Origin of the sequence: Rhizobacter sp. SG703 (assembly GCF_012275445.1) — a bacterium.
Classification (GTDB): domain Bacteria; phylum Pseudomonadota; class Gammaproteobacteria; order Burkholderiales; family Burkholderiaceae_C; genus Rhizobacter.
Window position 1 is genome coordinate 177,810 of sequence record NZ_JAAZQK010000005.1, and the last position, 22,938, is coordinate 200,747.

Below are 22,938 nucleotides of genomic sequence, written 5' to 3' on the forward strand. Positions count from 1 at the left end.
TCCGGGCTACGCGTAGCGTGCCGCGGCTTTCGCAAGCCTGGCCGCGATGGCCGTGGCCAGCGCCTTGTCGCCGGTCACGACGACGCTGTCGCCGTGGCGCAGGATGTCCATCGTCAGCTCGGTCGGGTCGCTGTACGGCACCTGCAGTTCGTAGCGGCCGTCGTCCAGCCAGCGCGCCTTCTGCTGCGGATGCCATTCCTCGTTGGCGACCCACTGCGCCGCATCGGCCTGGAACACCAGCGTCGCCCATTTCAGCGTGCTGCCGGCGCCGCTGTAGATGCCGTAGCCGGCATCGAGCTCGGCCTCGAGGTCCTTCACCGCGACATGGCGGGCCCGGGTGTCGAGCGGCCGTGCCTCCTGCACCGCATCGAGCGCGAAGCGGCGCAGGCCTTCGCTCGCATGGCACCAGGCGTCGAGGTACCAGGTGTTGCGGTAGTTCACCAGCCGCTGCGGCGAGACCTCGCGCTCGCTGGTGCTGCGGTCGGTGCGCTTGAAGTAGCGCAGCCAGATGCGCTTGCGCTGCACCAGCGCGCTGCCCAGCAGCTCGAAATGGCGGCTCGGCGTGCGGCGGCGCGCGGTGGCGATCATCTTGACGCGCCGCATCAGCTCGCGCGCCTCGCTCTCGTCGGCGCCCAGCATGCCCTGCAGCTTGTCGACCATCGGCTGCAGGTGGCGCGACAGCACGCCGTCGTCGTCGAGCCCGGCCATCAGCTGGTGCATCGTCAGCAGCGCATGGATCTCCTTCTCGCTGAACCAGACGCCCGGCAGCTCGTGGCGCGCGCCCGGCAGCGCGTGGGTGTCGGCATGCTCGAAGCGGTAGCCGTTCTCGAAACGGTCGTAGACGATCGGCGCGCTGAGCCGGTCGCGCAGGTACTGCAGGTCGCGCTTCAGCGTGGCCGGCGAGATGTCGAGCTCATCGAGCAGCGCATCGAAGCCGACGCAGCCGCGGCTGCGCAGCAGCAGTTCGATCTTGTAGAAGCGTTCGGTGCGGTCCATCGGCGGCGGGGGCGGTTAGCAGTCGGGTGGCTCACCAGATGAGCCAGCCGCGCGAGCATACCTGGATGTCTTTTCGGGGCCACGCGACCCGGTGGCTCATCTGGTGAGCCACCCGGCCGCAACACTTCGCTCCATTGCTGCATCGCGCAGCGGAACCCACGGAGCCGAACGATGACGCTTTCACTGCCGACCCCCGCCCTGCCGTCCCCCGCGCTGCCGAACAGCCTGACTGCGCACGAGCACATCGGCTTCGAACTGGGCTGGGACTACGGCCACTACGCCGTCGTGCCGCCGGCGCCGTATGCCAACGAACCTTCGCCGCTGCGCAATGGCTGGTTGTCCGGCCAGGCCGCGTTCGGCACGCGCACGCTGCAGGCCACACCGCAGGTGCGCAAGTGGCTGCAGCTGCGGCTGCATGCCTGGCTGCGCGGCCGCAGCGTCGAGCTGGTGCAGGTGACGCCGCACTACCTGCAGCAGATCGACGTGAGCCACTGCCCGGTGACTCGCCAGCCGCTGTCGTCCGACACGTCCGACGGCACCGAGTCGACCGAAACATCGATGTTGGCGACCGCATCGGTCGACCGCGTGCGCAGCGATGCCGGCTATGCCGCCGGCAACCTGGTGGTGATGAGCACCAAGGCCAACCATGCGAAGGCGGCGCACGGGTATCGCGATGCGCTGCAGTTCGTCAAGCTGATCGAAGGCGGGCCGCTCGGCGGGCTCAACGGGCTGACGGCCGAGCAGTGGTCGCGCGTCGCGGTGCTGTGCAGCTTCGTCGAGCCGCTGACGCATGAAGAAGCCAGCGCGTTGCCGCTGCTGGTGCTGCCGCCGAACCGGCTGCGGCTGTTCAACCCGGTGCAGGCGCTGCAGGCCTTCATCAGCCAGCAGCTCACCGCGCCGGGCTGGAGCCACCGCATGACGCGGCTCGAAGACCTGCTGCCGGGCAAGCTGCTGCGGCGCGCGTTCCAGACCTTCTTCCATGCGCTGCTGCCGCGCGTGCTCGAGGCCGGCCGCAACAGCACGCCACAGGCGTTGCGCTGGGCGATCGAAGACGCCTGGCGGCAGCCGCTGGTGCAGCAGCGCTGGACGCTGTTCGCGCGCCAGCTGACGGCGGCGCAGTGCGAAGCGCTGGTGCAACGGGCGAGCGCCCGCCAGCTCGGCACGGTGCGCATCGAATGCGTCAGCGACGAACAGGCCATCGACGGCTGGCAGATCGATTCGCGCGGCTACGTGCCGCATGCGGTGCTGATGCGCCGCAGTGCCGGCGGCGTGCCGCGCCGGCTGCGGCCCGACGCATTCCCGCCGGCCGGCGACCCGCGCCAGGCGAGCCTGCCGCTGCAGTGAGCTGCACGGGGCGTGGGGACGGGTTCTCGGGGAGGAAGCGGAGCGCCGCCGGGGTGGGCGGGAAGCGCAGGGAGCACGGCGGTCTGTAAAAGGTGCTTTACATCGACGGACCTCGGTCCTAAGATGGCATGGAAAGCAACCTTTACATGGCCAGCCGATGATGAAATGCTTCTCGCCCATCCCCCGCCGCTATCTGATCGAGCTCGGTGCCGCGATGCTGGTCTACGCGCTGGTGCTGTGCCTGTCGATCTTCCTGCTGAAGACCGGCTACTTCGACGGCCCGTTCGCGACGCTGGTGGCCTTGCTGCCGACGCTGCCGTGCATCGCCGCCTGCTGGGCGGTCCTGCGGCAGTTCCGCCGGCTCGACGAACTGCAGATGCGCGTGCAGCTCGAAGCGCTCGGCTTCGCGTTCGCCGGCACCGCGCTGCTGAGCTTCAGCTACGGCTTTCTCGAAGGGGTCGGCTGGCGGCCGCTGTCGATGTTCACCGTGTGGCCGGTGATGGCGGTGCTGTGGGTGGTCGGCGGCGTGATCGCTGCACGGCGCTACCGGTAGGAACGGGTAAGAAACCGGTAAGAACAGGCGAAGAACAATTGAAGAACCACCTGAAGGCACTGCGCGCCGAGCGGGGCTGGTCGCAGACCGAGCTGGCCGAGCGGCTGCAGGTGTCGCGCCAGACGGTCAATGCAATCGAGAACGAGCGCTACGACCCGAGCCTGCCGCTGGCCTTCCGGATCGCCCGCACCTTCGGCGTGCCGATCGAGGACATCTTCGAAGCGCCGTGAACCGACCCCTGAAAACTCAATCAATCGTTTGATTTATTTGATAGAGTGCCGGCCATGTCGGCCCGCCCCCCTGAAACCGCCCGTGACACCCCGCGCGCACCGCGCAGCGATGGCGAGCAGTCGCGCATGCGCCTGCTGCTGGCCGGGCTGCGGCTGTTCGCGCAGCACGGCTACAACAAGACCTCCACCCGCGAGATCGCCGAGGCGGCGCAGGTCAACATCGCCGCCATCAGCTACTACTTCGGCGACAAGGCAGGGCTGTACCGCGCGGTGTTCGCCGGCCCGCTCAGCACGCCGCACGACGACATCGCCCGCTACGACGACCCGGCGATGACGCTGCCCGACGCGCTGCACGGCCTGTATGCCGGCTTCATCGAGCCGCTGAAGCATGGCGACATGACGCAGCAGTGCATGCGGCTGCATGTGCGCGAGATGCTGGAGCCGACCGGTGTGTGGCAGGACGAGATCGTCAACGGCATCAAGCCGCGCCATGAGGCGCTGGTCGCGTTGCTGGCGCGACACCTCGGGCTGCGCCGCGCCGACGACGAGCTGCACCGGCTGGCGATCTGCATCGCGGCGCTCGGCGTGCACCTGCAGATCGCGCAGGACGTGACTGACGCGCTGGCGCCGCGCCTGAACAGCCACCCGCGCGCGCTCGACCTGTGGTCCGAGCGGCTGGTGACGTATGCGCTGGCGATGGTCGGTGCCGAAGGGGCGCGCCGCGCGGCGCTGAAGCGGGCAGGCCGGAGAGCAGACAAGAAAGCAGACAAGACAGCAGACAAGAGAGAGGACAGGACATGACGACACCGACCCGCCGCGCGCTGCTGGCCGCCACGCTGGCCACCGCGGCCGCCCTGGCCGGCTGCGCGAGCGCGCCGCCCGAGCCGGCCGCCGACCCCGCCCTGCTGCCGGCGCAGTGGTACGCCCCGCTGCCGCACAACGGTCGCCTCGCCGACCTGAGCGGCTGGTGGCAGCAGTTCGACGACCCGGTGTTGTCGCAGCTGATCGACGCCGCGCAGGCCGTCAGCCCGACGCTGGCGAGCGCGCGCTCGCGCGTTGCGCAATCGCAGGCCACGCGCACCGGCGCCGGCGCGGCGCTGCTGCCGACGCTCGATGCCAGCGCCAGCGCATCGCGCGGCCGCAGCGATTTCGTCACGCCGCTGTCCACCACCACGTCGGCAGGCCTGCAGACCGCGTGGGAGATCGACGTGTTCGGCGCCGGCCGGGCCGGCCGCGATGCGGCGCAGTACCGGCTCGAAGGCGCCGAAGCGTCGTGGCACGACGCCCGCGTGTCGGTCGCCGCCGAGACCGCGAACGCCTACCTCGGGCTGCGCGCCTGCGAGGCGCAGCTGGTGCAGACCGAGGCCGACGCCGGCTCGCGCGCCGAGACCGCGCGCCTGACCGGGCTCAGCGCGCAGGCCGGCTTCGAGCCGCCGGCCACCGCGGCTTTGTCTCGCGCCAGTGCCGCGCAGGGCGCGAGCCTGCTGACCGCGCAGCGCGCGCAGTGCGACATCGCCGTCAAGGGCCTGGTCGCGCTGACGGCGATCGACGAGCCCACGCTGCGCGCGACGCTGGCCGCCGGCACCGCCCGCATCCCGCAGCCGGCCGAGCTGGCGATCGACAGCGTGCCGGCCGAGGTGCTGAACCAGCGGCCCGATGTGTTCAACGCGGCGCGCGAACTCGGCGCGGCCAGCGCCGAGGTGTCGCAGGCCCGTGCGAAGCGCTTGCCGCGCGTCACGCTGGCCGGGTCGATTTCGCGGCTCCGCGTCGACACCGGCGACGCCGCGCAGAGCGGCACCGTCTGGTCGGTCGGGCCGCTGGCGGTCACGCTGCCGATCTTCGACGCCGGCGTGCGCCGTGCCAATGTCGACGCCGCCCGCGCCCGCTACGACGAGGCCGCGTCGCTGTACCGCGCGAAGCTGCGCACCGCGGTGCAGGAGGTCGAGCAGGCGCTGGTGCAGCTCGACAGCAGCGCGGCGCGCAACGAGAACGCCCGCATCGCCGACGAAGGCTTCGAGCAATCGTTTCGCGCCACCGAGGCCCGCTTCAAGGGCGGCCTGGCCAGCCTGTTCGAGCTGGAAGACGCCCGCCGCAGCGCGGTGCAGGCGCACGGCACGCTGATCGACCTGCAGCGCGAACGCGTCGCGGCCTGGATCACGCTGTACCGCGCGCTCGGTGGCGGCTGGCGCACCGGCACGCCGGTGGCCGATGCCGCCGCGGCCGGCAACCCCTCGGGCCCGACGAAGGCCACCCCCTGAACACGGTCCACACGACCCACACGATCCACCGATCAAGCCCACCATGACCCCACGACTGAAGCCCCTGCTGCTGTCCCTCGCCGCCGCCGGCGTGCTGGCCGCGCTGCTCGCCGTCTCGGTGACGAGCACCGTGCGCGCCGCCGACGACAAGAAGCCCGCCGCCGCGAAAGCCGCGCTGACCGTCACCGTGACGCAGCTGCAGCCGGCCAGCCTGCCGACGCTGCTGGCCGCCAACGGCAGCATCGCCCCCTGGCAGGAGGCGATCGTCGGCACCGAAGCCAACGGCCTGCGCCTGGCCGACGTGAAGGTGAACGTCGGCGACGTGGTCAAGCGCGGCCAGGTGCTCGCGACCTTTGCGTCCGACACCATCCACGCCGACCTCGCGCAGACCCGTGCCGCGGTGGCCGAAGCCGAGGCGACGGCCGCCGAGGCGGCCGCGAATGCGCAGCGCGCGCGCGACCTGCAGCCCACCGGCGCGCTGAGCGCGCAGCAGACCACGCAGTACCTGACCGCCGAGCGCACCGCGCAGGCCCGGCTCGAAGCCCAGCGCGCTGCCGCCAAGGTGCAGCAGCTGCGGCTGCAGCAGACCCAGGTGCTGGCGCCCGACAACGGCGTGATCTCGTCGCGCAGCGCCACCGTCGGCGCGGTGCTGCCGGCCGGCCAGGAGCTGTTCCGGCTGATCCGCGGCGGCCGGCTCGAATGGCGCGCCGAGGTGCCGTCGTCCGAGATCGGGCCGCTGAAGCCCGGCATGGCGGTGCGCGTGCTGCCGGCCAGCGGCGAGCCGGTGACCGGCAAGCTGCGCATCGTCGCGCCGACCGTCGACGCGCAGACGCGCAACGGCATCGTCTACGTCGACCTGCCGGGCGGCAGCAGCACCGCGAAGGCCGGCATGTTCGCGCGCGGCGAGTTCGAGATCGGCTCGCAGCAGGGCATGACGCTGCCGCAGAGCGCGGTGCTGCTGCGCGAAGGCTTCAGCTACGTGCTGCGCGTCGGCGCCGACAACAAGGTCACGCTGGTCAAGGTGAAGGTCGGCCAGCGGGTGGGCGATCGCATCCAGATCCTCGGCGGCGTGCAGCCGGCCGACCGCGTCGTCGCCACCGGCGGCGGCTTCCTGGGCGACGGCGACACGGTGCACGTGGTCGACGCGCTGCCGGTGCCGGCCGCCGCCTCTGCCGCCGCCACGGCCTCGCGCTGAGCGCGCGCCGGCAACTGCTGAAGGACGACGCCCCATGAACATCAACGTCTCCGCCTGGTCGATCCGCAACCCGATCCCCGCGGTGCTGCTCTTCATCCTGCTGACCCTGCTCGGGCTGTACAGCTTCAAGAGCATGAAGGTGCAGAACTTCCCGGACATCGAGCTGCCGACGGTCACGATCTCGGCCGCGCTGCCGGGTGCGTCGCCGTCGCAGCTCGAGACCGACGTCGCGCGCAAGATCGAGAACTCGGTCGCGACGCTGCAGGGCCTGAAGCACGTCTACACCTCGGTGACCGACGGCCTGGTCACGATCACCGGCGAGTTCCGGCTCGAGAAGCCGGTGCAGGAGGCGGTCGACGACATGCGCGCCGCCGTCTCGCGGGTGCGCGCCGACCTGCCGGCCGACCTGCGCGACCCGGTGGTCACGAAGATGGAGCTGTCGGGCTCGCCGATCCTGACCTACACCGTCGCGTCGGACCGGCTCGACGAGGAATCGCTGTCGTGGTTCGTCGACAACACGGTGGGCAAGCAGATGCTCAGCGTGCGCGGCGTCGGTGCCGTCGCGCGGGTCGGCGGCGTCACGCGCGAGGTGCGCGTCGAGCTCGACCCGGCCAGGCTGCTGGCGCTGAACGCGACCGCGGCCGACATCTCGCACCAGCTCAGCAAGATCCAGCAGGAAGCCTCGGGCGGCCGCACCGATGTCGGCGGCGCCGAGCAGTCGGTGCGCACCATCGCGACCGTGCGCTCGGCCGAAGAGCTCGCGAAGATGGAGATCTCGCTGGCCGACGGCCGGCGGCTGCGGCTGGAGCAGGTCGCGCGCGTCAGCGACACGGTGGCCGAGCAGCGCTCGACCGCGCTCCTGAACGGCAAGCCGGTGGTCGGCTTCGAGATCACGCGCACCCGCGGCGCCGGCGAGACCGAGGTGGCGGCCGGCGTGCGCGCCGAGATCGAGGCGATGAAGGCGGCCCACCCCGAGGTGAAGTTCGAGGAGGCCTTCAACTTCGTCGACAACGTGCAGGAGGACTTCGACAGCTCGATGGCGATGCTGTACGAAGGTGCCGCGCTGGCGGTGCTGGTGGTGTGGCTGTTCCTGCGCAACTGGCGCGCGACGCTGGTGTCGGCGCTCGCGCTGCCGCTGTCGGTGATCCCGGCCTTCGCGTTCATGGCGCTGGCCGGCTTCACGCTGAACGGCGTGACGCTGCTGTCGCTGTCTCTGGTGGTCGGCATCCTGGTCGACGATGCGATCGTCGAGATCGAGAACATCATGCGGCACCTGCGCATGGGCAAGACGCCGATGCAGGCGGCGATGGAGGCGGCCGACGAAATCGGCCTGGCGGTGATCGCGACCACCTTCACGCTGATCGCGGTGTTCCTGCCGACGGCCTTCATGAGCGGCGTGGTCGGCCGCTTCTTCGTGCAGTTCGGCTGGACCGCGGCGATCGCGGTGTTCATGTCGCTGGTGGTCGCGCGCATGCTGACGCCGATGATGGCCGCGTACCTGCTGAAGCCGCCGAAGGGCGATCACCACGAAGGCCGCTGGATCGACGTCTACATGCGCTGGGTCACCGCCGCGCTGCACCACCGGGTGATCACGACGGTTGCGGTGGTGGTGTTCTTCGTCGGCTCGATCTTCCTCGCCGCCATCCTCGAGAAGGGCTTCATCCCGCCGGACGACCTGTCGAAGTCGCAGGTCTCGATCTCGCTGCCGCCGGGCGCGACCTTCGCACAGACGCTGGCGGTGGCCGAGCAGGCGCGCGAGATCGTGCAGAAGAATCAGTACGTGAAGCTGGTCTACACCGCGGTCGGCGGCGGCAACACCGGTGCCGATCCGTTCGCCGGCGCCGGCGCCGCCGAGGTGCGCAAGGCCTCGCTCAGCATCAACCTGACCGAGCGCGGCCACCGGCCGAAGAAGCAGGTGATCGAGCAGCAGCTGCGCGACGCGCTGGCCGGGCTGCCGGGCGCGCGGGTCGCGGTCGGCTTCGGCGGCTCGGGCGAGAAGTACGTGGTGGTGCTGGCCGGCGAGGACGGCGACGTGCTGCTCGCGCATTCGAAGCAGGTCGAGCGCGAGCTGCGCACGATCCCCGGCATCGGCGCGGTCACGTCCACGTCGAGCTTGGTGCGCCCGGAGCTGATCGTGCGGCCCGACTTCGCGCGCGCGGCCGACCTGGGCGTCACGTCGGCGGCGATCGCCGACACGCTGCGCATCGCGACCGCCGGCGACTACGACCAGAGCCTGCCGAAGCTGAACCTGTCGCAGCGCCAGGTGCCGATCGTCGTCAAGCTGGCGGCCGATGCGCGCACCGACCTGGAGCTGCTGTCGCGGCTCGCGGTGCCGGGCGCGAAGGGGCCGGTGATGCTGGCCAACGTCGCGACGCTGTCGATCGACAGCGGCCCGGCGCAGATCGCGCGCTTCGACCGCAAGCGCAACATCAACTTCGAGATCGAGCTGAACGGCCAGTCGCTGGAGCATGTGCAGAGCACCGCCGAGCAGCTGCCCAGCCTGCGCAGCCTGCCGGCCGGCGTGTCGCTGGCCGGTGTCGGCGATGCCGAGGCGATGCAGGAGCTGTTCTCCGGCTTCGGCCTCGCGATGCTGACCGGCGTGCTGTGCATCTACATCGTGCTGGTGCTGCTGTTCCACGACTTCGTGCAGCCGGTCACCATCCTCGCGGCGCTGGTGCTGTCGGTGCCGGGCGCGTTCCTCGCGCTGTTCGTCACGCACACCGCGTTGTCGATGCCGTCGATGATCGGCCTGATCATGCTGATGGGCATCGCGACCAAGAACTCGATCCTGCTGGTCGAGTACGCGATCATGGCGCGCCGCGAGCACGGGCTGTCGCGCTGGGACGCGGTGCTCGATGCCTGCCACAAGCGGGCCCGCCCGATCGTGATGACGACGATCGCGATGGGCGCCGGCATGTTGCCGATCGCGTTGGGCATCGGCGTCGATTCGAGCTTCCGCGCGCCGATGGCGATCGTCGTGATCGGCGGGCTGATCACGTCGACCTTCCTGAGCCTGCTGGTGATCCCGGTGCTGTTCACCTTCGTCGACGACGTGGTGCAGTGGACGTCGGGCAAGTTCCGGCGCCCGCACCACGCGAGCGGCGACGCGCCGCCCGCGGTGGTCGCGAAGTAGCCCTTCGGGCCGGTGCGGCGCACCGGCCCGGTACACTGCCGCCTTCCATGATCTCCCGCGGCCTCGTCCTCGTCCTGACGCTCTTCCTGCTGGCAGCCGGCCTGATGGCCCGCCCGCAGGCGAGCACGGTGCCGTCCTCGGCACAGGCCGTGGCGGCGATCGACGATGCGTCGACCGAGGACCGCAATCCCCAGGACCGAGACAGCCCGGAGCATGAGCTCGACGACCGCATCCAGTCGGCCGGCGAAACCGTCGCCGACGTGCAAGACCTGCTGACCGGCACGCTGCCGGTGCCGGACCCCGGCTTCTCGCTGGCCCGGCCGCACCGGCACGCCGAACCCGCGCGCCAGCCGCCCTGGCTGGACGGCCTGCGCCGCCCGCCGAAGGCGCCCGCCCTGCGCGCCTGAGAACCCTGCCGCGGCGCGTCCGCGGCCTGCGGTTCCGTCTCGATCCCCGCTCGTCTTCGCCCCCGTGCGTCCGCGGCCATGCCATCCTGGCAGCCCCACGGACCACCACTGCCACGCCATGGAATCTGTCCTCGACCCCAATCTCTGGATCGCCTTCGCGATGCTCACCGCCCTGGAAATCGTCCTCGGCGTCGACAACATCATCTTCATTTCCATCCTTGTCGGGCGGCTGCCGCCCGAGCTGCGCGACAAGGCGCGCCGCCTCGGCCTCGGCTTCGCGATGGTCTCGCGGCTGCTGCTGCTGTTCTCGCTGAGCTGGGTGATGGGGCTGACCGCCGACCTGTTCACGGTGCTCGGCCAGGGCATCAGCGGGCGCGACCTGGTGCTGCTGTTCGGCGGGCTGTTCCTGCTGTGGAAGGCGTCGCACGAGATCTTCGTCGAGGTCGAGGCGCGCGAGCAGCACGGCCCGGCACCGGTCGCCGATGCCGCCGCGCTGAAGGCGGCCGGCCAGCGGCTGTTCTGGGGCGTGATCGGCCAGATCGCGGTGATCGACATCGTGTTCTCGCTCGACTCGGTGATCACCGCCGTCGGCATGGTCGACCGGATCGGCGTGATGGTCGCGGCGGTGGTCGCGTCGGTCGGCGTGATGCTGGTAGCGGCCAAGCCGATCGGCGAGTTCGTCGACCGCCACCCGTCGGTCAAGGTGCTGGCGCTGGCCTTCCTGGTGATGGTCGGCATGGCGCTGACGGCCGAGGCCTTCGACGCCCACGTGCCCAAGGGCTACATCTATGCCGCGATGGCGTTCTCGCTCGCGGTCGAGGCGCTCAACATCCGCGCGCGCGCGAAGCGCCGTGCGAACACTCCTGAAACTTCGAATTGAAGGAATCCTCCATGAATCCGCTTTCCCACATCGCGTCGACAGGCTATGTCGACAGCTCCGTCCAGCAGCGCAACAAGGTGCTGCGCAACACCTACTGGCTGCTTGCGCTGTCGATGGTGCCGACCGTGCTCGGCGCCTGGATCGGCGTGTCGACCGGCATCGCGCGGGCGATGTCGCCGGGCGTCGGCTTGGTGGTCTTCCTGGCCGGCTCGTTCGGCCTGATGTTCGCGATCGAGAAGACCAAGAACTCGGCGGCCGGCGTGCCGGTGCTGCTGGCGTTCACGTTCTTCATGGGGCTGATGCTGTCGCGCCTGGTCGGCGCGGTGCTCGGCCTGTCGAACGGCGCGAGCCTGATCATGACGGCCTTCGCCGGCACCGGCGCGATCTTCCTCGGCATGGCGACGCTGTCGTCGGTGATCAAGCGCGACCTGTCGTCGATGGGCAAGTTCCTGTTCATCGGCGCGATTCTGCTGCTGGTCGCCGGCATCGCGAACTTCTTCATCCAGTCGAGCGCGCTGATGATCACGCTGTCGGTGCTGGCGATCGGCATCTTCTCGGCCTTCATCCTGCACGACCTGAAGCGCGTGCAGGACGGGCACGAGACCAACTACATCAGCGCGACGCTCGGCGTCTACCTGAGCATCTACAACGTGTTCCAGTCGCTGCTCGCGCTGCTGGGGATCTTCGGCGGGAGCCGGGAAGAGTGATGCGCTAGCAGCAGTGGCCTTGCGTCGCCATCGTACGAATTGACAGTTGCCAGTACGACCGGCAATCCCTACCCTCGCGTCCGCCTAGAAGAGCGCCGGGCCCTCCACCACACGAAGGTGGCGGGGCACCGGCGACGGGCAACGCCACCCCATTCGTGAGTGAGGCACCGCATGCAACGCGGTGTCTGAGGAGGATCCATGACCTGCTTGATCCGCACGTCGTTCGCACGTGCGACTGCCGCTGTGTTCGCTGTTGTCGCGCTGGGCGCCCAGGCCCAGATGAGCCTGCCCGGCAAGTTCGCGGTGAGTCAGTCGGGCGCTGCGACCTACACCATCCCGCTGCAGGTGCCTCCGGGCGTCGCAGGGCTCGAGCCCAAGCTGTCGCTGACGTACAGCAGCCAGGCCGGCAACGGCTATCTCGGGGTCGGCTGGTCGCTCGCGGGGCTCTCGTCGATCACGCGCTGCCCGCAGACGGCGGCGCAGGACGGCCCCAACTGGCGGGGCGGCCTCGACTACGCGGTCGACCGCTTCTGCCTGGATGGACAGCGCCTGGTCGCGGTGCCCGATCCCAACGGCGGCGCCAACGCCGTGGCCGGCGCCTACGGTGCCGACAAGACCTTCTACAGCACGGAGCGGGAGAGTTTTTCGCGGGTGCAGTCCATCGGCTACGCGGGCATCGGCAACCTGGGCGGGGCGGCATCGTTCGTCGTCAAGACCGCGACGGGCCTGACGATGGAGTACGGGACCGCGGCGGATTCCAAAATCTGGGCGTCCACCTTCTTGGGCATCCGGGTGTGGGCGCTCAGCAAGGTCACCGACGCGTCCGGCAACTACATGACGTTCACCTACGCCACGCCGGATTCCGCCAACGGACAGCACTACCCCTCGCGCATCGACTACACCGGCAACGCGGGCTCCTCGCCCGCGCTCGCGCCGACGAAGACGGTCTTTTTCGACTTCGAATCCGGCCGCGCCGACACCGCCGCGGTCTACCAAGGTGGCGGCACCATCCGCATGCTGCTTCGCCTCAGCGCCATCAGGATGACGACCGGGTCTGGCAATGTTCCTGTGCACACCTACTCGATGCTCTATGGCCAGGCGGATCCCGACAGCGATGCGAGCCGCCTCGTGAGGATCACGGACTGCGATGCCGCAGGCACCTGCCTGCTGGCCACCTCCGCCACCTACGGCACGACCAGCCCGACATTCGACGACACGGCCCTCGGCGTCGGGGCCTCGCCCGGCTACTGGCCCGGCTACCTCTCCTCGAACAACCAGCCTTTCCACTTCGTCGGCGATTTCAACGGCGACGGCAAGGCCGATGTCGCGTTCTTCAACAACGGCTGGAACGTGCTGACCCGCAGCAACGGCGCGTGGTCGGGCAGCAATTGGGGGAACGGCACGGGGCCGGGCTACTGGACCAGCTTCAACACCGCGTCTTCGCAGAGGTTCCAGTTCACCGGCGACTTCAACGGCGACGGCAAGACCGACCTGATGTACTGGGACGGCGGAGGCTGGCGGGTGCTGCTCAGCACCGGAGCCGGGTGGACCGAGCAGGCCTGGGGCAAGGGCAGCGGCAGCGGCTACTGGCCGGGCTACGCAGGGGCGTCGTCGCAGCCCTTCCACTTCACCGGCGATTTCAACGGCGACGGCAAGACCGACTTCATGTACTGGGACAACGCCGCCTGGCGCGTGCTGCTGAGCACCGGCAGCGGATGGAGCGAGCAGGTCTGGGGCAAGGGGAGCGGCCTCGGCTACTTCCAGGGCTATGCGTCCCGCGCCCAGCAGTTCCAGTTCGTCGGCGACTTCAACGGCGACGGCAAGAGCGACTACATGTATTGGGACAACACCGCGTGGCGGGTGCTGCTGAGCACGGGATCAGGATGGTTCGAACAGAGCTGGGGCAAAGGCTCCGGGCGCGGCTACTGGGCCGGCTGGGCCAATGCGACGACCCAGGCGTTCCATTTCATCGGTGACTTCAATGGCGACGGCAAGACGGACTTCATGTACTGGGACGACACCACTTGGCAGGTCCTTCTGAGCACCGGCAAGGACTGGGTCACGCAGAACTTCGGCCGCGGTGACGGCCTGGGCTTCTGGAGCGCGCATGCCAGCCCGTCGTCGCAACCCTTCCAGTTCGTCGGGGACTTCAACGGTGACGGCCGATCGGACTTCCTCTACTGGGAGGACCACGCGGGCTGGAAGGCCCTGCTGAGCACTGGCCAGGGGTGGAAGCCGCAATGGCTCGGCCCGGGAACCGGTGCCGGTTACTGGACCGACTATGCGCAAAGCGCCACCGTGCCGTTCCACCTGGTCGGCGACTTCACCGGCGACGGGCGCGACGACTTCGCCTACTGGCACAGGGCCCAGTGGCGCCTGCTGTCCCAAAGCGGCCACCACCTGATGACGGAGATCACATCGAAGCTCAGGGATTCCAGGACACCGGACGCGAAGATCACCTACGGCACGCCGTCGCAGCTGCTGGGCAGCCGCTACAGCCAGTCGGTGGCCGCGGTGGCACCGCAAGTGGCGGTGGCGCCCACCTGGCCGGTGGTCACCGATGTGGACGTCGGCGCCTTTCAGACGCGAACCAGCTATTGGTACGACTCCGCGGTGATCGAGGTGTCGACGGGGCGCGGCTTCAGCGGCTTCAACTACGTGCAGAAGCAGGACCTCGCTACCGGCCTGGTGAGCCGCAGCACCTGGCGGCGCGACTTTCCGTTCGCCGGGCTGGAGTACCAGACGGCGACCGGCACCAGCCTGGCCAACTGGTCGAACCTGGGCGTCACGGTCAACCAGTACGTGTTCGAGAACTTCTCGGGCAACTGCCGCACCAGTCCCGGCATGCGCTACTTCGTCTACCAGAACCAGACGGACAGCATCGGCAACCGCGATGTCAATCCAGCAGGCGGCGCGGGCGGAGGCCTGCCGGGCAATCGCACCACGCGGGTGATGGACGGCTACGGCAATGCGACGCGCGTGGTGTCGCAGGTTCTTGACCCCGACAACAACCCGGCGGGTGTCAACACCGTCACGACCAACAACTACATCAACGACCTGGCCGGCTGGCGCCTCGGGCGATTGATGTCGAGCACGGTGACGACATCCACGGAGGCTCCCTTCATCGCCGAACCCGTGACCGGCTGCATCTCCGCGGCGGCCGGAACCGGCGGCGACGCGTCGGGCAACCGAAGAACCATTCAGCCGGTCAAGCCGGGCCAGGCGTCGTCACTGTGAGGGGAGACTTCATGAATCACCTGCATGCCATCCTCTCCCGCGCGGCCAAGGCGGCGCTGGCCATTGCGCTGCTTGCTGGCGGCGAACAAGCAGCATGGGCCGCACAAGTCACGCAGACGCGGAGCTTCGACTACGCGCCGACCACGGGCCTGTTGATCAAGGAAGTCATCGAGCCGGGGTCGAGCAAGCTGTGCCTGGTGACCGAGTACGTCTACGACGCGTTCGGCAACAAGGCGAAGACGACACAGCGCAACTGCAACGGGTCTGGCAGCACCTTCCCCGGTTCGACGCAGGTCGAGGCGGCAGCGCCGGCGGATAACGGCATTGCGCCGCGCATCGTCACGACGACCTACAGCTACGCTGCCGATGGCAGCGTCACCGTCGTGACGACGAACGCGGCCGGGCATCGGCAGACCACGACCTACGATGCGGCCCACGGCGCACTGTTGACGCAACAAGGTCCCAACACCTACCGCGACGGCAACAACCAGATCGTCTACAGCCAATGGGCGTATGACGCCTTCGGCCGCAAGGTGCTCGAGAATCGGCCGGACGGGAACGGGACGTCGATCACGTACGAGGCCTGTCCCTATTTCAACGACAACTGTATTGCCGACAACGCCAGCTCTCCCGTCTACCAGATCACCACGACGCCGGTGGCAGGCCCGATCGATCTCGTGGCGAAGACCACCGGGGCGCAGAACGGCCCCTACACGCGGACCCTCTACGACGAGCTCGATCGCCCGTTGCAGACCGTGACCCAAGGTTCGGATGTCGCGGGTGCTTCGCGCAGTGTGCTGCAGCTGTTCACCTACAACGCGCTGGGTCGCGTCATCAGCACCACGGCACCGTACTACGGGCAGGCGAGTCAGGCCACCACACGCTTCCAGTACGACAAGCTCGGTCGTGTGACCTTGGCGACGGCTCCCGACGGAAGCCGCACAACGACCACCTACGACGGGCTGCGCACAACGGTCACGAACGACCTGAACCAGTCGACGACGAAAGTGCGCAACCTGCTGGGTCAGGTGGCGCAGGTGATCGACGCCAATGGCAAGGTGCTGACGCTGGCCTACGACCCGCTCGGGAACCTGTCGCAGTCCACCGATTCGGCCGGCAACGTGGCGGCGATGCACTACGACGTGCGGGGCCGCAAGCTGGACATGCAGGACCCGGACATGGGCGCATGGAGCTATGACTACGACGCTGCCGGCAACCTGACGCGCCAGGTCGATGCGCGTTCGCAGGTGACGAAGCTGGGCTACGACGTGTTGAACCGGCTGCGGACGCGGGAAGAGCCCTCGCTGAACACCAGCTGGACCTACGACACCTGTCCGCAGGGGCTCGGTGCGCTGTGCGCTTCATCGGCGGCGAACGGCTACAGCCGCAGCCTGAGCTACGACAGCCTCGGACGGCCCGGCACGGAAGTGCTGACCTTGGGTGCGTCGAGCTACAGCGCCCTGGTGAGCTACGACGCCAACGGACGGCCGTCCACCACCACCTACCCGACGCAGTTCAAGCTGCAGAACGTCTACAGCCCGCTGGGGTACCTGAAGCAGGTGGTCAACGGGAACAACACGGCCTTCGCCTACTGGCGTGCGGACGCGGCGGACGCCCAAGGGCGCGTCACGCAGCAGACGACCGGCAACAACGTGGTGACCGTGAGCAGCTACGACCCACTGACGTCGCGCCTGCGGGTCACCACGGCGACCGGGCCGCAGGGCAACGTGGAGGCGCTGTCGTACGACTACGACACGGTTGGCAACCTGAAGGCGCGCAACGACTTCGTGACCGGGCTCAACACGTCGTACGGCTACGACGCGCTGAACCGCTTGTCGACGGAGAACCGCAGCGGCGCCGGCGTGCCGTCGGCGCAGAGCATCGTCTGGACCTACAACGACATCGGCAACATCACGAGCCGGTCGGATGTCGGAACCTATGCCTACAACCCGTCGGGTGCGGGCAGCGTGCGGCCACACGCCGTCACCGGCGTGGCCGGCACGGTCAACGGCGAGGGCAGCCCCGGCTACCAGTACGACGCCAACGGCAACCTGACGACGACGAACGCAGCCGGCGGCACGCATGTGGCCGGCTGGAACAGCTTCAACATGGTCGACAACCTGACGCGTGTCTTCGGTGGGCACACGAGCCGGGTCGACTTCCTGTACGGGTCGGACCGCGAGCGCGTGCGCGAGACGGCGATCAAGGATGGCGTGACCACGCGCGTCACCGACTACATGAACCCGGCGCAAGGCGCAGGCCTGTTCTACGAGCAGGAGAGCGGCCCGGCGGGCATCGTGAAGAAGGTGTACCTCAGCGCCGCGGGACAGACCATCGGCGTGCTGCTGTTCGATGCCAACAACAACCTGACCGCCACGCAGTACTGGCACAAGGACCACCTGGGCTCGCTGGTGGCGGTGACGGACGCGAACGGCAACGTGATCGAGCGGCTCGCGTATGAGCCCTTCGGCAAGCGCCGGAATGCGAATGGCGTGACCGATGCGAACGGCACCCTCGTTGCGTTGACCACGGCGCGCGGCTACACCGAGCATGAGCAGCTGGACGAAGTCGGCCTGATCAACATGAACGGCCGCATCTACGACCCGGCGATCAGCCGCTTCCTGAGCGCGGACCCGGGCATCCAGGCGCCGCAGTTCATGCAGGACTACAACCGCTACAGCTACACGGTCAACAACCCGTTGAGCTTCTACGACCCGAGTGGGTTCGACATTGCGGTGGATTGCGATGACTGCGGTTCGCCGTGGGGAGGTACGTGGGGGAGCAGCGGGTCATCGTCGGGCAGCAGCTCGTACTACTACGGCTACAACTCCAGCAGCTACAGCTACGGATCTGGTTATTCGGCGAGCATTTCGTTGTCGAGCGCGAATGCCAGTGCGTACACCTACCAAGATCCGTTGGCGGGGCTGGGGCTTTCGATCAATGCGAACACGTATGGGACGGTCGATGCTTGGTCGGAGACCGCTGAGAGTTCGTCTAATTCCAGAAAAGCGATTTCAGCTGGAGATATCGCTTCGGATCTATGGAATCGAGGAGATAACTGGATCGGTTTGGGTAAGAATCTAGCGATGGCTGTTGGTATTACAGCTAAAAATTTCGTCAACTTTCTCGGTGCCGGTGCAGCGGGAGACTCACAATGGGCTGCTGATTCGGCCAACGCTCTTTTGAAGAAAGATAAGGATGCGACGATCGCAACGGCCATGGTTATGGCTGGCGGTTTTATGAAATCGGGAACGGCCACCAAGGAGGCCGGATCCATTCGAAATGTGAACGTCGTTGGTGGAGATATGAACTGTGTAAATTGTGCGGTTGCAACGGATGCAATTCTTGCTGGGCGGCCTGCTTCGGCATTGCCGGGAGGGCCGTACAGAATTATCACACTTGAGAAACTTTTTGGTACTCGATTCAGCTCCCCTTGGTCTATCAGCCAAGTATCAGAGGCTCTTTCTGTAGCCGGCCCTGGGGCTCGTGGGATCGTATTTGGATCTAGAGGAAGTGAAGTTGGTCACGTTTTTAACGGTGTCAACCAAAACGGTGTTATAAGATTCTTGGATGGCCAATCGGGAAAGGCTGCATCCCTAGAGGGATATAACTATTTTCTATTGTTGAGGACAAATTGATGCCCGCGATCACTGCTGCCGATGCGTTCAGTCTTGCGCAAGAGAGGCTCACTCAGTTGGCCCGGTCCGCCAACGAGCAATTCGAATTCTTGGTTGATGAAACCAGAGAGGTTGAGCAAGGGTGGGTCTTCTTTTTTAATAGCGTCGACTTTGTGCGCACCCGGAATCCATTGTATGCCTTGGCAGGTAACGGCCCTATCTTTGTTTCGCTTGAAGGAAAAATTCTGAGTCTTCCATCTACAATTCCCTGGGAGGATTCATTAAGGCAATACCTGCTTCGCAGAGGCTGAAAGCTTTGAGGTCTCTCAAATCTGCTAAGGGAGTGGATATGGGAATATTTGTCGAAACGAAGGGGTTGAAAGGTAGAGGTTGGCCTATTCTGCGGTGGAAACTCTACTGACCAGAAGAACAGGAGGGGCTGAGGGGCTCGATCAATGCATCGGTGGCACGCTAAGCGAAGAGAGGCCTCCCTAGATGTTCCAACTGCAACAACAGAAGGTGTTGGACTTTGCCCTCGGAAACACCAACGCGGCTGATCTTCAGGATTGTGGCTTGAACGTCAACGGAGATCCAGAATACGTCCGGCAGGAGTTGCTCCAAGCAATTCATGACAAGGACGACGTTGCTGTCGAATGTGTGTTGATTCTGGTGTTCAAATTCGGAGGTGCCGCGAAAAGCAGCGATCTACTGGCCCAGTTGTTGGTTGAAGAGTGGCATAGGCAACATGAAAACATCGCACTGATCCTCAAAGATCTAAAAGACCCTGCGGTCATGTCTTATCTCGTCAACGTCATGGATCTTCACTTTCCTTATTTGGACTATGACGGTGGCCAAGGATTGAAAACTAAGACGATTGCTGCGCTCGGAGCGATCGGAACAGCGGAGTCAATACGCGCTTTGGAAGGTTTTGTCGATTCTGAAAAGAAATCCGTTGCGGATGCGGCGAGACGCGAATTACGTCGGCTGCCCCAATTGATATCGGGGGTGTGAGTATCGGGTGTCGAAGGAGTTGCGGAGGCTGAATGGTGGATCCGTGAACACGCACCTGCCAATCACGTCCCAGGGCGAACCCCCCGCGGCTGCATGCTGTCCATCTCAGCCACCAACCCATGCGAGCGCTCCAGCCGATCCTCCAACTCCCCCAAGTGCGCCGAGATCCCATTCGTCGCTTCTTCGAGCGCCACCTGCTGCTCCCGCCGCAGCTGGTCGAAGCGCGCGTTCACCGCGGCCCGCGCATCGAGCCCCGACTGGTTCAGACGCGCCAGTTCCGCAGACAGGAACGACTGAAGCTCGGTGAAGCGCGACGCCTCCGCCTTGTCCGCCAGCTCGCGCTGCGCCTGCAGGTCCTTCGACAGCCGGCGTGCCTCCAGCATCGCCTTGCCCTGCAGCTGCAGCGCCCACACGACGAACCAGACGCTGATGAACACGAAGGCGCCGAGCAGCAGCATCGGCAGCGGCGCCTGCACCGTCGTGAAGCCGAGCGACAGCGGTGTCGGCGCGACGAAGGCCTGCCAGTTCAGCAGCGTGAAGACGGCCATTACCAGCAAGGCCACAAACAGCACGAGCACGCGGACCATGGCGGTCTCCTCGAAATGACGATCAGGACCCCGAGCGTAAGACCAGACCCCTCGCCGAGGCTGTAGGACAAGCGCCCGGCGTTCGCTAAGCCGCCGCCGCAGGCTGGCCCGGCAAGGCCGCGTCGCGGTGGCGATCGGCGGCCAGGTGGTCGCGCTCGATCGACTCCAGCGCCCGCGCGCAGGCGGGTCCGGAGAATTGAGTCGCCATCGCTTCCAGCAGCACCCGCGTGCGCGCCGGCATCAGCCGCCGGCCGGGAAACACGGCCCACGCGGTCACGTCGGGCAGCGACCAGCCCGGCAGCACCGGCACCAACTCGCCGCTGCGCACATGGTGAACCGCGAAGTGGCTGGAGACCACGGTGATGCCCGCGCCGGCCCGCGCCATGCGGATCAGCATCTCGGGCGAGTTCGCGGTCGCGCGCGGCGACGGCGTGCCCTGCCACTGCGCCTCGCCGCGCTGCAGCGTCCACATCGCCGGCTCGCCGCCGCGCGTCAGCAGCTGCAGCGTGTCGTGCTCCATCAGCGCTTCGGGCTCGCTCGGCTCGCCGCGTCGCGCCAGGTAGGCGGGCGACGCATACAACCCGACCTGCATCGCCGCGAGCCGCCGCGCCGCGAGGCTCGCATCGTCGGGCAGGTCGCCCATCCGGATCGCGACGTCGAAGTTCTCGCCGATCAGGTCCACGCGCCGGGGCGACAGGTCGAGCTCCAGCGTGATCGCCGGGTAGCGCACCAGGAACTCGTTCAGCATTTCGCCGAGCACGACATTGGCGAAGTCCGCTGGCATCGAGATACGCAGCCGCCCGCTCGGCTCCACCTGCCGGTGCTGCGCCAGCGATGCAGCCGCCTCCACCTCGGCCAGCACCTGGTTTGCATGCTCCAGCACGCTGTGGCCGAAATCGGTGACGGTCAGCTTGCGCGTGGTGCGCAGCAGCAGCCGCTCGCCGAGCTGCGCTTCCAGCGCGGCCAATCGCCGCGACACGGTCGACTTCGGCAGGCCGACACGCTCGGCGGCGCGGCTGAAGCTGCCTTCTTCGGCGACGCGGGCGAACAGCATCAGGTCGTTGGCTTCGAGGCTCATCTGGGGCTCCACTGTCTCACTGGTGGAACAATGTTATCCAATCCGATGGCTTCCGGTTGGATTGTGGGACGCCTAGAGTCCTTCCATCGCGTCCCGACCCCACTCAACCCCCTCGGAGCCCACCATGAACATCCTCCAGATCAACTCCAGCGCCCGCACCCAAGGTTCGCAATCGACCGTGCTGGCCCGTGAACTGACCGCCCGCCTGCAGGCCGTGCACCCCGACGCGACGTTGACGCTGCGCGACCTGGCCGTCACGACGCACCCGGTGCTCGACGAAGCCGCGCTGCAGGCCTTGTTCACGCCGGCCGAAGCCCGCACGCCGGCGCAGGCCGCCCGGGTCGCGCTGGACGACGCGTTGATCGCCGAGATCCAGGCGGCCGACATCGTCGTGCTCGGCGTGCCGATGTACAACTTCGGCGTGCCGGCCCAGCTGAAGAACTGGATCGACGCGATCGCCAAGGTGAAGGTCACCTTCGCGTACACCGACAAGGGCCCGCAGGGCCTGCTGACCGGCAAGAAGGTCTATGTCGCGCTGACCCGCGGCGGCCTGTACCGCAACACGCCGGCCGACACGCAGGTGCCATACCTGAAGTCGGTGCTGGGCTTCCTCGGCATGACCGACGTCGAGTTCTTCTACGCCGAAGGCCTGAACATGGGCCCGGACGCCGCCGAGAAGGGCCTGGCCTTCGCCCGCGCCCAGATCGACGAAGTCGTGCACGCCTGATCCCGTTTGAACCGCTCTCTCAACACGCTTTCACCACCCAAGGAGTTCGACATGTCTTCCGCCACCACCGTCTTCCACCCCGTGACCGAGGCCGTCGCGCGCCCGCGCGAGCTGGAGCGCCTGGTGAGCGGACAGCCCACGTCGGACGGGGCCGGCGTCAAGCTGACGCGGGTGCTGACGCAGCCGCTGCAGCGCCGGCTCGATCCGTTCCTCATGCTCGACGCCTTCGGCACCGACAACGCCGATGACTACGTCGGCGGCTTCCCGGACCACCCGCACCGCGGCTTCGAGACCGTCACCTACATGATCGCCGGGCGCATGCGCCACCGCGACAACGCCGGCCACGAAGGCCTGTTGCAGAACGGCGGCGTGCAATGGATGACGGCCGGACGCGGCATCGTGCACTCCGAACTGCCCGAGCAGGACGCCGGCCGCATGGAAGGCTTCCAGCTGTGGCTGAACCTGCCGGCCGAGCGCAAGCTGGCCGACCCGTGGTACCGCGACATCCAGTCGGACGAGATCCCGGAGTTCACGACCGACGACGGCGCGACGGTGCGCGTGATTGCGGGCGAGTCGCACGGCGTGGCCGGCGCGATGCAGCGCGAGGCGACGCAGCCGCTGTACCTCGACGTGCACCTGGCGCCGGGTGCGCGCTTCGAGCAGCGGCTGCCGGCGTCGCACAACGCGTTCGTCTACGTGTACCGCGGCGAGGTCGACGTGGGTGGCGCGCGCGTGGGTTCGCAGCGCATGGCGATCCTGAAGAACGGCGCCGACCGCGACGGCACCGTGCTGCAGGCGGGCGATGCGCCGGCGAAGGCGCTGATCATCGCGGGCCAGCCGCTGAACGAGCCGATCGCGCAGTACGGGCCGTTCGTGATGAACACGCACGAGCAGATCTTCCAGGCGGTGGAGGATTACCGCTCAGGAAAATTCGGCCCGCTGACCGCGTGACACTGCATCGGGTTACGCTGCGCTGAT

At 67.6% G+C, this 22,938-nt stretch carries 19 protein-coding genes; 16 read left to right on the forward strand and 3 right to left on the reverse strand.

What is annotated here, in order from left to right; all coding sequences use genetic code 11:
* Positions 1–6 precede the first annotated feature (6 nt).
* Entirely contained in the window at positions 7–996 is a 990-nt protein-coding gene (locus tag FHT26_RS11510) for a helix-turn-helix transcriptional regulator (RefSeq protein WP_168560274.1), read from the reverse strand.
* A gap of 171 nt (positions 997–1,167) precedes the next feature.
* Here FHT26_RS11510 and FHT26_RS11515 point away from each other — a divergent pair, with 171 nt between their 5' ends.
* From FHT26_RS11515 to FHT26_RS11580, 14 genes are all read left to right on the forward strand, one after another.
* The gene (locus FHT26_RS11515) at positions 1,168–2,340 is read left to right on the forward strand and encodes a hypothetical protein (RefSeq protein WP_168560275.1); all 1,173 of its coding nucleotides are present in this window, start codon (positions 1,168–1,170) and stop codon (positions 2,338–2,340) included.
* A 157-nt stretch (positions 2,341–2,497) separates the two neighbouring features.
* The gene (locus tag FHT26_RS29860) at positions 2,498–2,893 is read left to right on the forward strand and encodes a hypothetical protein (RefSeq protein WP_246867839.1); all 396 of its coding nucleotides are present in this window, start codon (positions 2,498–2,500) and stop codon (positions 2,891–2,893) included.
* A gap of 38 nt (positions 2,894–2,931) precedes the next feature.
* The gene (locus FHT26_RS29865; protein WP_168560276.1) at positions 2,932–3,123 is read left to right on the forward strand and encodes a helix-turn-helix transcriptional regulator; all 192 of its coding nucleotides are present in this window, start codon (positions 2,932–2,934) and stop codon (positions 3,121–3,123) included.
* Positions 3,124–3,177: 54 nt separating this feature from the next.
* Complete coding sequence (locus FHT26_RS11530) at positions 3,178–3,924, forward strand: CerR family C-terminal domain-containing protein (protein WP_168560277.1); 747 nt, start codon at positions 3,178–3,180, stop codon at positions 3,922–3,924.
* Positions 3,921–5,381 (forward strand): efflux transporter outer membrane subunit, encoded by a 1,461-nt coding sequence (locus tag FHT26_RS11535; RefSeq protein WP_168560278.1) that lies wholly within the window; start codon positions 3,921–3,923, stop codon positions 5,379–5,381. The genes FHT26_RS11530 and FHT26_RS11535 overlap by 4 nt, the downstream gene beginning before the upstream one ends.
* Positions 5,382–5,424: 43 nt before the next feature.
* Positions 5,425–6,576 (forward strand): efflux RND transporter periplasmic adaptor subunit, encoded by a 1,152-nt coding sequence (locus FHT26_RS11540; protein ID WP_168560279.1) that lies wholly within the window; start codon positions 5,425–5,427, stop codon positions 6,574–6,576.
* A 34-nt stretch (positions 6,577–6,610) separates the two neighbouring features.
* The gene (locus FHT26_RS11545; protein ID WP_210427348.1) at positions 6,611–9,709 is read left to right on the forward strand and encodes an efflux RND transporter permease subunit; all 3,099 of its coding nucleotides are present in this window, start codon (positions 6,611–6,613) and stop codon (positions 9,707–9,709) included.
* 47 nt (positions 9,710–9,756) lie between these two features.
* Positions 9,757–10,116 (forward strand): hypothetical protein, encoded by a 360-nt coding sequence (locus tag FHT26_RS11550; RefSeq protein WP_168560280.1) that lies wholly within the window; start codon positions 9,757–9,759, stop codon positions 10,114–10,116.
* Positions 10,117–10,234: 118 nt separating this feature from the next.
* Positions 10,235–10,996 (forward strand): TerC family protein, encoded by a 762-nt coding sequence (locus tag FHT26_RS11555; RefSeq protein WP_168560281.1) that lies wholly within the window; start codon positions 10,235–10,237, stop codon positions 10,994–10,996.
* Positions 10,997–11,007: 11 nt separating this feature from the next.
* Entirely contained in the window at positions 11,008–11,703 is a 696-nt protein-coding gene (locus FHT26_RS11560) for a Bax inhibitor-1/YccA family protein (RefSeq protein ID WP_168560282.1), read from the forward strand.
* A 198-nt stretch (positions 11,704–11,901) separates the two neighbouring features.
* Positions 11,902–14,940, forward strand: a complete 3,039-nt coding sequence (locus tag FHT26_RS11565; protein ID WP_168560283.1) for a SpvB/TcaC N-terminal domain-containing protein — start codon at positions 11,902–11,904, stop codon at positions 14,938–14,940.
* 11 nt (positions 14,941–14,951) lie between these two features.
* Positions 14,952–18,578, forward strand: a complete 3,627-nt coding sequence (locus FHT26_RS11570) for a toxin glutamine deamidase domain-containing protein (RefSeq protein ID WP_168560284.1) — start codon at positions 14,952–14,954, stop codon at positions 18,576–18,578.
* On the forward strand, positions 18,578–18,868 hold the full coding sequence (locus tag FHT26_RS11575; RefSeq protein ID WP_168560285.1) for a YrhB domain-containing protein: 291 nt from the start codon (positions 18,578–18,580) through the stop codon (positions 18,866–18,868). Before FHT26_RS11570 ends, FHT26_RS11575 begins: the two co-directional genes overlap by 1 nt.
* Positions 18,869–19,052: 184 nt before the next feature.
* Positions 19,053–19,568 (forward strand): hypothetical protein, encoded by a 516-nt coding sequence (locus tag FHT26_RS11580; protein WP_168560286.1) that lies wholly within the window; start codon positions 19,053–19,055, stop codon positions 19,566–19,568.
* Positions 19,569–19,630: 62 nt separating this feature from the next.
* Here FHT26_RS11580 and FHT26_RS11585 read toward each other — a convergent pair whose 3' ends face one another.
* Positions 19,631–20,155 carry a LapA family protein gene (locus FHT26_RS11585; RefSeq protein ID WP_168560287.1) on the reverse strand — a complete coding sequence of 175 codons (525 nt, stop codon included), beginning with the start codon at positions 20,153–20,155 and terminating at the stop codon, positions 19,631–19,633.
* Between the two features lie 85 nt (positions 20,156–20,240).
* Positions 20,241–21,233, reverse strand: a complete 993-nt coding sequence (locus FHT26_RS11590) for a LysR family transcriptional regulator (RefSeq protein WP_168560288.1) — start codon at positions 21,231–21,233, stop codon at positions 20,241–20,243.
* Positions 21,234–21,357: 124 nt separating this feature from the next.
* Here FHT26_RS11590 and FHT26_RS11595 point away from each other — a divergent pair, with 124 nt between their 5' ends.
* Together FHT26_RS11595 and FHT26_RS11600 are read left to right on the forward strand one after the other, a co-directional pair.
* Complete coding sequence (locus FHT26_RS11595; protein WP_168560289.1) at positions 21,358–21,960, forward strand: FMN-dependent NADH-azoreductase; 603 nt, start codon at positions 21,358–21,360, stop codon at positions 21,958–21,960.
* A 51-nt stretch (positions 21,961–22,011) separates the two neighbouring features.
* On the forward strand, positions 22,012–22,911 hold the full coding sequence (locus tag FHT26_RS11600; RefSeq protein ID WP_168560290.1) for a pirin family protein: 900 nt from the start codon (positions 22,012–22,014) through the stop codon (positions 22,909–22,911).
* The last annotated feature ends 27 nt before the right edge of the window (positions 22,912–22,938 follow it).